Annotated in this window: 13 protein-coding genes; all 13 read right to left on the bottom strand. The window is 67.0% G+C overall.

Going from position 1 to position 12,735, the window contains the following annotated elements:
• Positions 1 to 14 precede the first annotated feature (14 nt).
• On the bottom strand, positions 15 to 785 hold the full coding sequence (locus tag ROZ37_RS17930; RefSeq protein WP_312661393.1) for a Crp/Fnr family transcriptional regulator: 771 nt from the start codon (positions 783 to 785) through the stop codon (positions 15 to 17).
• Between the two features lie 2 nt (positions 786 to 787).
• Positions 788 to 2,653, bottom strand: coding sequence for a VWA domain-containing protein (locus ROZ37_RS17925; protein WP_312661392.1), 1,866 nt, complete (start codon positions 2,651 to 2,653; stop codon positions 788 to 790).
• A gap of 3 nt (positions 2,654 to 2,656) precedes the next feature.
• Positions 2,657 to 3,724, bottom strand: coding sequence for a 4Fe-4S binding protein (locus ROZ37_RS17920; RefSeq protein ID WP_312661391.1), 1,068 nt, complete (start codon positions 3,722 to 3,724; stop codon positions 2,657 to 2,659).
• 3 nt (positions 3,725 to 3,727) lie between these two features.
• Positions 3,728 to 4,132 (bottom strand): hypothetical protein, encoded by a 405-nt coding sequence (locus tag ROZ37_RS17915; RefSeq protein WP_312661390.1) that lies wholly within the window; start codon positions 4,130 to 4,132, stop codon positions 3,728 to 3,730.
• A 46-nt stretch (positions 4,133 to 4,178) separates the two neighbouring features.
• Positions 4,179 to 4,979 carry a CbbQ/NirQ/NorQ/GpvN family protein gene (locus ROZ37_RS17910; RefSeq protein ID WP_312661389.1) on the bottom strand — a complete coding sequence of 267 codons (801 nt, stop codon included), beginning with the start codon at positions 4,977 to 4,979 and terminating at the stop codon, positions 4,179 to 4,181.
• A complete protein-coding gene (locus tag ROZ37_RS17905) occupies positions 4,976 to 5,278 on the bottom strand; it encodes a cytochrome C oxidase subunit IV family protein (RefSeq protein WP_312661388.1) in 303 nt (100 codons plus the stop codon). The genes ROZ37_RS17910 and ROZ37_RS17905 overlap by 4 nt, the downstream gene beginning before the upstream one ends.
• 11 nt (positions 5,279 to 5,289) lie before the next feature.
• Positions 5,290 to 5,886 (bottom strand): cytochrome c oxidase subunit 3 family protein, encoded by a 597-nt coding sequence (locus ROZ37_RS17900; protein ID WP_312661386.1) that lies wholly within the window; start codon positions 5,884 to 5,886, stop codon positions 5,290 to 5,292.
• A gap of 177 nt (positions 5,887 to 6,063) precedes the next feature.
• Positions 6,064 to 7,446 (bottom strand): cbb3-type cytochrome c oxidase subunit I, encoded by a 1,383-nt coding sequence (locus ROZ37_RS17895; protein WP_312661384.1) that lies wholly within the window; start codon positions 7,444 to 7,446, stop codon positions 6,064 to 6,066.
• 37 nt (positions 7,447 to 7,483) lie between these two features.
• Positions 7,484 to 7,909, bottom strand: a complete 426-nt coding sequence (locus ROZ37_RS17890) for a cytochrome c (protein ID WP_312661382.1) — start codon at positions 7,907 to 7,909, stop codon at positions 7,484 to 7,486.
• Between the two features lie 391 nt (positions 7,910 to 8,300).
• Positions 8,301 to 9,065 (bottom strand): hypothetical protein, encoded by a 765-nt coding sequence (locus tag ROZ37_RS17885; protein WP_312661380.1) that lies wholly within the window; start codon positions 9,063 to 9,065, stop codon positions 8,301 to 8,303.
• Positions 9,062 to 10,924, bottom strand: coding sequence for a DUF5666 domain-containing protein (locus ROZ37_RS17880; RefSeq protein WP_312661379.1), 1,863 nt, complete (start codon positions 10,922 to 10,924; stop codon positions 9,062 to 9,064). Before ROZ37_RS17880 ends, ROZ37_RS17885 begins: the two co-directional genes overlap by 4 nt.
• A complete protein-coding gene (locus tag ROZ37_RS17875; RefSeq protein WP_312661378.1) occupies positions 10,924 to 11,766 on the bottom strand; it encodes a DUF6502 family protein in 843 nt (280 codons plus the stop codon). Before ROZ37_RS17875 ends, ROZ37_RS17880 begins: the two co-directional genes overlap by 1 nt.
• 104 nt (positions 11,767 to 11,870) lie before the next feature.
• Positions 11,871 to 12,713, bottom strand: coding sequence for a hypothetical protein (locus ROZ37_RS17870; RefSeq protein ID WP_312661377.1), 843 nt, complete (start codon positions 12,711 to 12,713; stop codon positions 11,871 to 11,873).
• Positions 12,714 to 12,735: the final 22 nt, after the last annotated feature.

Here is a 12,735-nt window from a genome sequence, read left to right as displayed (position 1 = left end):
AAAACGCCGGCCCATCAGAAGCGCTCTTGCGTCGTCCGCAGTTTCTCGATGTCGAGGATGTGGATCACCCGGCCTTCGACGCTGATCAAGCCTGCCTCCGTCAGCTCGTGGAGGATTCGCGAGAAGTGTTCCTGCGTGAGGTTCAGCCGCGATGCGATCGTCCCCTTGCTCGTCGGTAACCGCACTGATACGCGGCCGCTCGAACCGGGCTCGCCGCCGAGTTCCTCCTCGCGCAACAGGTAGCCGACGATGCGATCGCGGCCGGATTGCATCGAATAGGTTTCGACGTCGGAGATGAGGTGGTGCAGGCGCTGCGACAGGCCGGCGATGATCTGGCGGCAGAACAGCGGGTCCCGGTCCATTTCGTCGAACACCACGTTCTTCGAGATATGCAGCAGCTTGCAGTCGGTCAGCGCCTGCGCCATGACGACATAGGGCTTTTCCATGAACATCACCGCTTCGCCGAAGCTCTGGCCGGGGCGGATGATCTCGATGACTTTCTCGTGCCCTTCGGCGGACGTGAACGCGAGCTTCACCTGCCCGCACAGGACGAGGTGGAAGCCGTGGCAGGGATCACCGCGGTGGAACAGGACGGTGCCGCGGGGGGCCGTCTGCTCGCGAACCCCGTGAGCGAAGCGGGCGAGTTCCGCGGTGGTGAAACCGCTCAGCAGCGGGACGTGCGCGAGCAGCTTGCACAGGCGTTCGTCCGGCGGTCCGGTGAGGGACGGCGTGTCGTGCGGCGCGGCGCTGGACCGCAATTCGGGGGGGCATTCGATCACCGGCATGGCTATCGCGTCAGTTGGGCATAGAACAAGGGAAGTCGCGCGGGAAGCTCCTCCGGTTTGCGGATCACTGCATAGCCGGCGGGGCCGAAGAGGTGTGGCAGGTATCCGGCGCCTTCCCGGTCGATCGTCACGCAGAAGGGCACGAGGCCTTGCTTGCGCGCTTCGCTGACCGCGACGCGCGTGTCCTCGATGCCGTAGCGGCCTTCGTATAGGTCGAGGTCGTTCGGCTTGCCGTCGGACAGGATCAGCAGGATGCGCCGGGCGGCCTGCTCCTCCGCGAGGAGCTGGCTCGCGCGCCGGATCGCCGCGCCGAGCCGCGTGTAGTAGCCCGGCTTGATCGCGGTGATGCGGCCGCGAATCCGGTCGTCGAATCGATCGCCGAAGTCCTTCAGCCGGTGGAAGCGCACCTGGCTGCGCTTGACCGACGAGAAGCCCGCGAGCGCGAACCGGTCGCCGGTTGCGCCGAGTGCTTCGCCGAACAGCAGCAGCGCGTCGCGGATCACGTCGATGACGCGCGCGTCGCTCGACACCCAGCTGTCGGTCGACAGCGACAGGTCGGCGAGCACCATGCAGGCGAGATCGCGCTCGCGCTTTTCGAGCGACAGCCACAGCTGGTCGGACGGGTGACGACCCACGGCGCGGTCGGTCTGCGCGCGGACAACTGCGTCCACGTCGAGCTCGCTGCCGTCCTGTTGCGCCTTGATCCAGCGCCGACCCGGTTGCAGCGCGGCGAACTGCTGGTGCAGCCGGCGCGCGGTGCGGCGCAGCGGCTCGGGGAGCGGACATGGCGGCGCGTCGCGTGCGGCGAGCTCGGCGAGGCGGACGTGGTCCCGGAGCAGCACGCCCTTGCGGTAATCCCATTCGGGCAGCGGGATGCCAGGGCCGAGCACGATGTCGTCCTCGGCGGCTGACGGCAGGTCGAGGTCGAAGCGGACTTTCGACGCGACGCGGTCCTTGTCCTGCGTCAGCGACAGGTGGTCGAGGTCCTTCGCCGCGTCGGCCGCGTTCGGATCGGGCTCGTCGTCGGTCGGGCGGTTGATGCGCAGGAACTCGGCGACCGCGAGCAGGCTCTCGGCGCGGAAGAAGATCAGCAGGCCGTTCTTCTCCTTCGGCATGTCGACCTGTTCGGCGCGGTGGGCGTGGCGCTCCTTTTCGTTGAACGCGGGCGGGCCGCCGTCGGCGGTCTGCTCGGGGTCGGCGTCGGTGGTGCGCCGAAATGTGCCGGTCGGCGCGAGCGAGCCCGTCAGCCACAGCGAAACCGGCAGCGCGGGCGGCGTGCCGGGCGGCACGGTGGGCAGCGCGAAGACGGTGCCGGGCGCTTCGAGCGCCAGCTGGATCGCGCGCTCGCGTTCGGCCTCGATCGCGGGCAGCTTCGCGGGACGCGGGCGCGTCGGCAGGTACGCGGCGACGAGGCGCCGGTAGCGCGCTTCAAGCCCTTGCCATGCATGGAGCGCGGCGCAGGTCGCGAACTGGTTGCGGCGAAAGTCGTCGTCGGCCTCTTCGATGCCGCAGGCTTCGACCGCGTTGTGCGCGGCGGCCAGCGCGGCGAGCCACAGGTAGAGGTCGCGGTTCAGCGCGCGCTCGGGAAAGGCGTCGATCTCGGGCGGCAGGCGCAGCGTCGACGCATCCATCCGCGCGCTCGCCGCCCGTTCGCCCGCGCCGGCGATGCGCTTGAGCAGGCTGCGGCGAGCGCCGTGCTCGTCGTCGGTCGCCGCGGCCACGCGCAAGCCGGGGTCGCCGCCGAGCGCGCGAAAGAAGACGCCGGCGGTGCGTTCGATCTCGTTCAGCTTCACGACGGCGTCCGGGTGGTTGCCCATCGCCGCGCGCGTGACCCAGCGATGCCACACTTTTCCGACGAATTCTTCCATGTACTAGCGCTCCTTGCCGGAACGGAATCCGGCCTCGTTCTGGCGTGCCGCCTCACCGACGACCCACTGCAGCAGCGGGCCCTGCGGGTTGTCGCGCTGGCTCTGTTCGCAGGCTTCGACGCATTGCGCGCATTGCGTGCAGGTGAACATCAGGCGCTTGATGTTGCGCGGCGTCAGCCGCATCGGGCACACCGAGTCGCACGCCGACTGCCGGTCGGGCAGGCAGCTGGCGCAGTCGACCGCACGCTTTCTCTGGAAGCCGACGACCATCGCATTGCGGTTGCCCATCCACGCGAGGCTCTGGAACAGTCCGACCGCGCACGCATAGCGACAGAAGAGGTGGCGCGCGAACAGGAATTCCATCGTCAGGACCGTCGTCGCGGCCGATAGGAAGATCGTCTGGTTGCGCGTGAATTCGCCACCGAAGAGGTTGCCGTAGATCTCGGTGGGCGGCAGCAGATAGCTCAGGAATACCATCGCCCACAGGAACGCGAAGAACACCGCGGCGGGAACGACGACGAGCCACCAGCGCGCGTCGGGGCGCCACGGCGTGCCGTCGGCCTTCCATGGCGGCAGCGGCTCCTTGACCCATACGCTCGGCTTGCCTGACGCCTTCTGCATCAACTTGTTGATCGTCTCGACGACCGAGAAATGCGGGCACAGCCAGCCGCAGTACAGGCGCCCCCACTTCCACGACACCCACAGGAACACGCCCGCGCCGATGAAGATCGGCACGAAGAGACGGAACATCACGTTCCAGCCGGCTTCGAGCGCGCCGATGCGCCCGGCGACGAAGTCGTCGAGCCCGAGCCGCCATTCCATGCCGAGCAGCCATGCATGGCCCGCGTCGAGGTCGTAGCGGAAGAGGTCGAACACCGGTGCGAGGATGAACAGCGTGAAGAACGCAGCCTGAAACGCGATGCGCTTCTTCTGCGTACGGTTGTGGCCAAGCGGCTTTGCCTGCGCGATTGGGATGACGCGGCGGGGCGGCTTGCGCGTTCGCAACTCGTCGGCAGCGGCCGACAGCGGCGGGACGGCGGGCGACAGAGGCTGGAGCTGGGGAGCGTTCATGATTCAGTCGACAAGCTTCGGTCCGATGACCGGAAAGCGGTAGGGGCGGGCGAGCATCGCGCGGTTCAGGCCGATGACGCCGAACAGGATCAGCATCGCGTGGAAGCAGACGAAATAGATCACGCTGACGACCCACGACCACGGGTTCATGAAGCCACCGAGCAGGAGCACGGCGATGGTGACCCCGACGAGCAACGTGCCGCCCCACAGGCTCGCCGCGACCGTCTGCCGCAGGTGATTGCGTGCCAGCGCGTCCCCTTCGCGGTGGCGCCACCAGAGCACGACGAGCATGGCGAAGGCGATGCCCGGAATGATCATCAGGTTGGCGAGAAACAGCGCTTCGGCCGTGACCGCAAGCCGCGGTCCGGGCATCTCGTCCTTCAGCAGATCGGGTTCCGGAACGGGCATCGCAGGGCCTCCTGCCAGTCGAAGCGGACCGCGAAAAAGCGCTTCCTCAGCGCCCGAATGTCGCCGACACGACTTCCATCAGCGCTTCGGCGACTTCGGGGTCGTCGGTCAGGCTCTCGACGATCGCCGCACGGCAGGCAGTGACCGGGTCCATGCCGTCGCGAACGAGGATCGCCGCGTAGACGAGCAGGCGCGTGCTCGCCGCTTCCTCGAGATCCTGGTCCTTCAGCGTGCGCAGCGCATGCGCGATCGACACGAGACGCTTCGCGAGGTCGGGCGCGCAGCCGGATTCGCCGATCAGGATCGACTCTTCGCGCGCGTTCGCCGGGAAATCGAAACGCAGGCTGACGAAGCGCTGGCGCGTCGATGGCTTCATGCCTTTCAGCAGGTTCTGGTAGCCCGGGTTGTACGACACGACGAGCATGAAGGACGGCGGCGCCGACAGGATTTCGCCGGTGCGGTCGATCGGCAGGATGCGGCGGTCGTCGGCGAGCGGGTGCAGCACGACGGTGGTGTCCTTGCGCGCCTCGACGACTTCGTCGAGATAGCAGATGCCGCCTTCGCGCACGGCGCGGGTCAGCGGACCGTCGCACCATACCGTCTGGCCGTCGCCGATCAGGTGGCGGCCGACGAGGTCCGCGGCGGTGAGGTCGTCGTGGCAGGCAACCGTGTAGAGCGGCAGCTTCAGCTTCGCGGCCATGTGCGCGACGAAGCGCGTCTTGCCACAGCCGGTCGGTCCCTTGATCAGCAGCGGCAGGCGGTTCTTCCAGGCGTGCTCGAAGACGCTGACCTCGTCGCCCGCCGGCTCGTAAAACGGGATATCCATCGGAAGCGTTTCCATTTTCATGTCGCGAGTCCTTTCCAGTATGCCAGTCCGATCACCGAGCAGACGACGAGCATCCAGCCGAGCGTGACGAGCGGCCACAGTAGCGGCGCGCGTCGCAGCGCCATGTAGTCGAGGATGATCAGCGAGCCCTTGCCGAAAGCGATCGTGAACAGCAGACCGGCGACCATCGGCCCGGCGTCGAGGCGCTCGCCGATGGTCCAGGTCGTCGCGGTCGCGAGAAGCAGGACGATCCAGATGATCGCGGCGCGGCGCGGAGTGCCGTGCGACGAGTCGTGTTGTGCGATGGTGGCGTTTTCCATTTCGGTACCTCTTAGCGCATCACGTAGATCAGCGGGAACAGGATCAGCCACACGAGATCGACCATGTGCCAGTAGGCCGCGCCGGTCTCGATGCCGTTCATGTTGTCCGGCCCGTAACGCCCGGCGCGGGCGCCGTTCCACATCGCTGCGATGATCACCATGCCGAGGATCACGTGCATGAAGTGGAAGAACGTCAGCGACAGATAGAACATGTAGAAGGTGCTCGACGACAGCGTGATGCCCGCGCCGAGTTTGGCTGAGTATTCGAAGACCTTGACGACAACGAAGCCGGCGCCGCAGGCGAACGCACCGGCGAGCCACGGCGCCGCGGCGCGACTGCGGCCCGACTCGGCGATCTGCACCGCACGCACGACGAGGAAGCTCGACGTCAGTAGCAGCACCGTGTTGATCGCGCCCGACGTGCGATCGAGCGTGAGCTGTTCAGCGTTGAACAGTTCGACGTGGTTCGCGCGGGTAAAGGCGTAGGCGAGGAAGAACACACCGAATGCGAGCAGTTCGGCGAGGATGAAGAACCAGATCGCGAGGTCGCCCGGGAGGCGGCGTCCGACCGGGGCCGGCAGGGTGGCGGCGGAGGCTGAGGTTGTCATCGGATTGTCGTAGCAGGTTTCCATGAGTCCAGTCTACGAACGGGGGGAGGCCCTAACCTTGATTCTGGTTAATTGAGGGGGCGGATGTGTAACGAGAAGGATTCCCGCTTCCGCCAAAAAAAACGGGGCGGCAAACGCCGCCCCGCAATCCCTTTTAAATCAGCGTGAAGCGCAAGCTCAGGGGGTGATCAGCGGCTTGCTTTCGCCTTTCACGAAGAAGCTCGCCAGGTAGGTCACCAGGCCCGCCGCGAACACGACGCCGGCCCACAGGCGCATCCAGTAGAACAGCGAGATCTGGTCCTGCACCTGCATGAAGGGCATCGGCGTGTCGGAGACGCGCTGCAGCCACACTTGCAGGATGCCGGCCGCGGTGAGGAACAACGTGATGAAGACCATCGAGATCGTCATCAGCCAGAACGCCCACATCTCGCACACCTGGGCACGCTGACTGTTCGCCGCACGACCGCGCAGCAGCGGCATCGCGTAGCTGATGATCGTCAGCACGACCAGCACGTAGGCGCCATAGAACGCCATGTGACCGTGCGCGGCGGTGATCTGCGAACCGTGCGTGTAGAAGTTCACCGGGGCGAGCGTGTGCAGGAAGCCCCACACGCCGGCGCCGAGGAAGGCCATCACGCCGGTACCGAGCGCCCACAGCACGGCAGCCTTGTTCGGATGCTCGCGGCGGCGGCGGTTCACCATGTTGAACGCGAAGACGGTCATCGCGAAGAACGGAATCGGTTCCAGCGCCGAGAACACCGAACCCCACCACTGCCAGTAACCCGGCGTGCCGATCCAGAAGTAATGGTGGCCGGTACCGATCAGGCCGGTGACGAGCGCCAGCGTGATGATGACGTACAGCCACTTCTCGATCACTTCACGGTCGACGCCGGTGACCTTGATCAGCACGAAGGCGAGCATCGCGGCCATGATCAGTTCCCAGACGCCTTCGACCCACAGGTGCACGACCCACCACCAGTAGAACTTGTCCTTCACCAGGTTAGCCGGGTTGTAGAACGAGAACAGGAAGAAGATCGCGAGACCCCACAGGCCGAGCAGCATGACGATGCTGATCACCGTCTTGCGGCCCTTCAACATCGTCATGCTGATGTTGAAGAGGAAGGCCAGTGCGACGACGACGATGCCGATCTTGGTCAGCAGCGGCTGTTCGAGAAACTCCCGTCCCATCGTCGCGAGGATGTTGTTCCCGGTGTACGCGGCGAGCGTGTTGTAGTCGACGAGCAGGTAGCCGAGGATCGTCGCTGCGCCGGCGACCAGGAAGATCCAGAACATCAGCTTCGCGAGCGCCGGGCTATACAGCTCGGTTTCGGTTTCTTCCGGGATCAGGTAGTACGCCGCGCCCATGAAGCCGAACAGCAGCCACACGATCAGCAGGTTGGTGTGGACCATCCGCGCGACGTTGAACGGGATTTCCGGGAACAGGAAGTCCCCGACGACGTACTGCAGGCCCATCGCCAGGCCGAACACGATCTGGCCGACGAAGAGACCGATCGCCGCTACGAAATATGGCAGCGCGACCGATTGAGATGTGTATTTCATGGTTCGTTATCCCCTTGAGATTATCGATGCGCTGCGCTCAACCCTCGATGTTGGGAGGCCATTTCTGGGCGTTGATTTCGGAGGCGTACTTAAGGAAGGCGACGAGGTCGTCGAGCTCCTTGTCCGTCAGGTTGAACTGCGGCATCTGACGTCGTCCCGGGGCGCCGGTCGGCTGGGACTTGATCCACGCCTTGATGAAATCCGGGCCGCGGCGGGGATAGACGTTGCCGAGTTCCGGTGCGAAATAGGCGCCTTCGCCGAGCAGCGTGTGGCAGCCGATGCAGTTGCGTGTCTCCCAGACGTGCTTGCCGGCCGCGACTTGCGGCGTCAGGTTCGCGCTGTTGTCGGTCTTGTGCAGTCCGCTCGTGGTATCGAAAGTCAAGGCCAGCAACAGCAGGAAGAAAAATACCGTCCCGCCGTAGAAGATGTTGCGAGCCATCGCCTTTGTGAAGGTGCCGCTCATGGTTTTCCCCTCATTGTTTTGTCATGCGTCCGAGTAGTTGATGGATAACCCGAAGGTTAGGGGCATTCTGAGGAGCGCATACAGGGGGCTCCATGATTTGAATCAATTTCGAGGAAATGCCGGCCGGCACCGCTGATAGACGATTTCCCTTGTGGTTTCAAGGGTTTTCGCATGATGTCCGAATCGCTCGCGGCGCCGGTGCCGCGAGCGCGAGGCCCGTCCGCTGCTGTTGGCATGCGCGGGTATTCCCGACTTACGGAGGATGTCCGCGCATTCGGTGTGGGTATTTGATTGCAGGTGGACCCGGTGGGCCGAGCCCGCGAAGATCGCAGTCATGAATGGGCGGGGGCCGAAGCCGCCCCCCGCCCGGCCCGGATGGGGCCGGCGACGCTCAATAGCGGCGGCTGAAGATGAGGCCGCTTCCCCAGTCGGGGCTGGCGTCGGAGAAGCCCTTCACTGCGTAGAACTGCAGTTTCCACGCGGGGTCGAGGGTGTGGCTGACGAAGAGCGACATCTCGCTGATTTCATCGCCCCGCGACGTGACCTTCTGGCGCCAGTCGTAGGCGGCCCCGACGGTCGTCGCAGGTGCGAGCTTCGTCGCGAGTCCGACCGAGCCGAAGATCGGGTCGCGGAAGTGCGCGCCCGATGGATCGCCGAACTTCTTCCAGCCGAGCGTGCCGAAGCCCGTCACGCCGCCGAACGCCTTGGCCGCGTCGAACTGCAAGGAGTAATCCGTCTTGCCGGTGCCGAGGCACTTGTCCTCGTCGGCGGTCGGCAGTTTCACCTTGCCGACGACGTCGAGCAGGACGCCGCCCTCGGTGCCGTCGAGCAGTGCGTAGCTCGCGGCGCCGACGACGTCGCCGAGCCCGCTTTCGGTCTTGCGGCTCGGCGACCTCGCATTGCCGCAGGGCAGCGGTTCGCCGTCCGGTCCGACGGACGGATTCGTGATACGCAGGTACGGGACCGTCAGCTTCAGTCCGAGCCGCCCGTCCTCGTACTTGCCGACCACCGGCACGTACCACGTCTCGCTGGTTTCGTTCGTGCCGTAGTCTCCGCTGGAGTAGTCCATCCCCACGGACGCGCTGAATTCGCCGGCCGCGGCTGGCAGCGCGAGCGCGGCGAGAAGGGCGGCAGGCAGTGGTCCGATCTTCTTCATATGCGTCTCCCCGATTGTTGCAGCGCGATTTTTTCGGACTCTGCCGGCGCCTGGCTGCGCCCGGGCCGCTCGATCTTTTCCGGGCGCTCGACTCTCTCGGGGCGCTCCACTTTCTCCGGCCGCTCCACTTTCTCCGGCCGCTCCACCTTTTCCGGCCGCTCCACTTTTTCGGGCCGTTCGACCTTCTCGGGGCGCTCGACCTTCTCGGGGCGCTCGACTTTCTCGGGCCGCTCGACTTTCTCGGGCCGCTCGGCCTTCTCGGGCCGCGCGACCTTTTCCGACCGCTCGACCTTGTCGACGCGCTCGATCTTCTCCGGGCGCTCCCCTTGTCCGGGCCGGACCTGGCGGTCCGGTTGTCCGGTCCTGTCGGCAGCTTCGCCCGAGTTGCCGCGGCCGCGCCCCATGTCGGCAGCGTCGTGGCCGGACTTGTCATTCCCGGCCGATCCCTTTCGCTCCTGCGGCGCGCCCTTCCCTCCGCCCGGTCCGCTGTCGGAAACATTGCTGGTGCGGGACGCGCCACGCCGCGAGGAGCCGTCCTGCGCGGCCTTGTCGTCACCGGTGGTGCTCTCGTCCGCATCGCTGCCGCCGAGATCGCGCGGGTCTGCGGCCCTTCCCCGATCGAAGCGGTCGGAAACGAACTCGACGCGTGTCGCCGTCAGTCCGCGCTTGCCCACGAACGTGCCGGTGATGCGCACGCGGCGATCCGACGCGAGATCCAGCGCCTGCCCGCCGGTAAAGCGTGCACCGGGCGCGAGCGTCACCGAAAACCCGCCGACCGCGAGCCTGTTGCCCCGTCGCTGCACGACGAGACCTTCGACGATCGCATCGCGGACGCGGCCCGCGAACGGAAGGTCCGGATTCGGCCGAAGGCTTGCGACGTCGAGCGCCGAACCGGTCCAGCGGCCGCGCACGAGGACGACGCTTCCGCGGGCTTTCGACAGCTTCGGGTCGCTGCCGGCGAGAGCGAGTCCCTGCAGCGACCGGCTTTGCCCGAGCGTGCCGACTGCGCTGGACGACGCGAGCCCGGCGGCGCGCTCGATGCGCGTCGCGACGACTTCGCCCTTCGCATCGCGCAGACCGCTGACGCGCACGTTGTCGCCCTCGCGCAAGCCATCGTCGACGCGGGCGCCCGGCGCGAGCCGCACGGTTTGACCCATCACGCGCAGCGAGCCCGAGGTGGGCGCCTGCGTCAGCGGCCCTTCGTAGGCGTGCAGGATATCGACGCTGCGCGCTTCGAAGCCGCGCGCCGAACGGCCGGCCTCGATCGCGACGACCTGGCCGACCGCGAGCCGCGCGACGTCAGCGCGCACGCCGTTTTCCGCGAGCGGCACTGCTTCGTCGTAATGCACTTCAACGCCGCTCACGCAAACGGACGCGAAGCCGGTGATCGTGCCGACGATTCCCGTTCCGCCGATTCCACCTTCGCTGCCCGGGGCTCCCGTCCCGCCGACGCCACCGTACGCGGCGTCTCCCGTTCCGCCGACGCCACCGTACGCGGCCTGGCCCGTTCCGCCGACCCCGCCGTCCAGTCGACTGAGCCGCGTCGGTGCTGCCGGTTCCGTCGCTGCCGGCGTCTGTCCGGCCGCATCGGACGCGCGGCGGCCTAAAACCGTCGAAGCTCCTTCCCGCGCCGGCGTCTGGAGCGCACGGCCAGTCCCGCCGATGCCGCCGATGTCGAGTCCGCGGCCGGTGCCGCCGACACCGCCGTCGAGCGGCGTCCCGGCACCGCCGTTCGGATTCGCCTCGACGCACACGGGCGCAGCGGCGAGCGCGGCGGGCGCAGCGAGCCCGAGCACCAGCGACAACCCGAGGCGATGAAGCGCGCGGACAAGGCGGCGGGGCAAGAGGGCGCGGACCATCAGCCGCTCCCCGTCGCGGACGGCTCGGTCGTCGGTTCCGTGTAGAAGAAAAGCCCGATCGTGACGCGCCGACGCTCGGTCGGCGCCGCGGCGTCGCGGGCTTCGAGCGCGGACGCGAGCTCGTTGAAGCGCATCAGCGCTTCCATCCCTTCGCTCGCGACCACCGCGCGGATCTCCTCGACGCCGGTGGGCGAAAGGCTGTCGTAATGGACGCTGCGTTCGAAAAAGGGCGGGCCGTCGACGGTCAGGTTATGGACTGCCGCGCAGGCGTGGTCGTGGATGTTGTGACCGAAATAGGCGGCCTTTTCGTCGAAGCCTTTCTGCGGGACGAACGCTCTCGTCTGCAGATGCACGCGGTCCTGGTCGTCCATCCGCACCACGCCGAGGCGCAGCCACTCGTCGAGTACGACGCGGGCACGGATGTCCTTGCTCGCGCTGGCGACCAGCGTGTCGAACGACTGCTCGCCGCCGACGCTGGCGAGGCGGGGCAGCGGCGCCGGACGCCCCGGGCTGTCGCAGAACGGCGCGCGGTTCATCCAGATGCTGACGAGATGGGCGCCGAGCGTGAGCGCTTCCGGCAGCTCACCGGCGAGGTCGGGGGCGCCGTCGCGCAGGCGGCGCACGTCCTTGCGATGGACGCCCGTGATCAGGCTGATCCGGCTGTCGGTCGGCGGCTTGTCGTCGAGCCGGAACTCCGCGGCTGCGACCTCGACGAAGACGCCCTTCACCATGTCGGAGAAGTACGTGTACGTCACGCCCTTCCTGAGCATCAGGCGCACCAACGGCCGCATCACGCGCCGGAGCGCCTGAAGCAGTGATGCGGGTGGGGTCGGCGAATGCATTCGTGGGAATCCTTTCGGTCGCAATCTGCATACTATCGCCGCACCGTGAAGAATTCCACGATCGCGCGCACTTCGTTCGCCGACACCCTAACCCGATAAGTCGGCTAACCGCGGCCGGCGCGCTCGGGACGTTCGATCTTTTCGGGGCGTTCGACCTTCTCGGGACGCTCGATCCGCTCGATCTTCTCCGGCCGCTCGACTCTCTCGACCCGTTCGATCTTCTCGGGCCGTTCGACTCTTTCGGGTCGCTCGATCTTCTCGGGTCGCTCGACCTTCTCGGGACGTTCGACCTTCTCGGGCCGTTCAACTCTTTCCGGGCGTTCGACCTTCTCCGGGCGCTCGACATTGTCCGGACGGTCGGGCTTTTCGACTCGGACGGGACGCTCGGCGCTCGCGCGGTCGACCGGCGACGTGCGCTCGCTTTCGCGGATGACGTCGCCGGCATCGTCGCGCCGCACGTCGCTGCGGACGCGGACAACGGCGCCGTCGACGAGCTCCATGCTCGCGGTCTTCTCCCGAACGATCACTCCGTCCGCATTGCTGCGGGTATCGGTGCTCGATCTTTCGCGCAGGCCGCCGTCGGCGGCGAACGTCGCGCTCGTCGTGCGCGTGCGCGATGGAGCGGCGCCGGTCGCGTTCAGTTCGAGTTCCCGCGTGACCGTCGTCGCGCCGTCCGCAGCGACGGTGGTTTCGAGGCTGCGGGCCGGCGCGGCTCCGTGCGTTTCGCCGTCGTCGGCCCTGGGGTCGGGACGGGCCGCGTCATCTGCGGCAATGGCGGGCGGCGCGGTGACCGCCTGCGCGTCGTCGACGGTTCCGCCGTCGCGCAGCTCGACCTCCGGGGTCGTCGATTCGCCGGCGTCCGCCGCGCGTGCGGGAGTTCCGTTCAGTGCCACGAACAGGGCAGCGGTCGCGCAAAGCGGCGTCCTGATCCATACGGTTTTCTTCACTGCGTTCTCCTCGATCAGTGGC

Origin of the sequence: Aromatoleum sp. (assembly GCF_032027225.1) — a bacterium.
GTDB lineage: Bacteria > Pseudomonadota > Gammaproteobacteria > Burkholderiales > Rhodocyclaceae > Aromatoleum.
This window is presented reverse-complemented; position numbering and strand designations above follow the sequence as displayed.